Source organism: Staphylococcus sp. HMSC34C02 (assembly GCF_001838705.1).
Classification (GTDB): Bacteria; Bacillota; Bacilli; order Staphylococcales; family Staphylococcaceae; genus Staphylococcus; species Staphylococcus borealis.
This window is the reverse complement of record NZ_KV838591.1, coordinates 40,328-40,750: the sequence shown is the minus strand read 5'-3', so window position 1 is coordinate 40,750 and position 423 is coordinate 40,328. Positions and strand designations below refer to the sequence as shown.

At 42.3% G+C, this 423-nt stretch carries 1 protein-coding gene and 1 tRNA gene; one reads left to right on the top strand and one right to left on the bottom strand.

Going from position 1 to position 423, the window contains the following annotated elements:
* The first annotated feature begins 91 nt into the window (after positions 1–91).
* Positions 92–181 (top strand) — tRNA-Ser (locus HMPREF3239_RS08720).
* Positions 182–232: 51 nt separating this feature from the next.
* Here HMPREF3239_RS08720 and HMPREF3239_RS12545 read toward each other — a convergent pair.
* Positions 233–423 (bottom strand): hypothetical protein (locus HMPREF3239_RS12545; RefSeq protein WP_218117669.1); only part of this gene is annotated, 191 nt, incomplete at its 5' end.

Here is a 423-nt window from a genome sequence, read left to right as displayed (position 1 = left end):
GGCGGTAACACGGGTTCGAGTCCCGTAGGAGTCATACAAACAGAAGTGAAATATCGCTTCTGTTTTTTTATGTATATATAACTAATATTGAGGAGAGCTGTCCGAGTCTGGCCGAAGGAGCACGCCTGGAAAGTGTGTAAGCGCCATAAGCGTTTCAAGGGTTCGAATCCCTTGCTCTCCATATGATAAGCCTTATACAATAGGGTTTCGAATTAGCAAGTGTCAAAAAGTGTCAAGAAAACAATTCTCTGACACGTTGACCTTGCTTTTTTATTGTTAGTAAGTTGTTATGTATAGGGGAGTGGGACAGAATTCTTTTTAAATTCGTCATCCGCTCCCAGCTTGCTTTGCTTGTGGGATTTCTTAATGGAATTCTCTCTGCTGGGGTTCCGACCCCAACTTGCTTAGCTTGTAAAATCACTT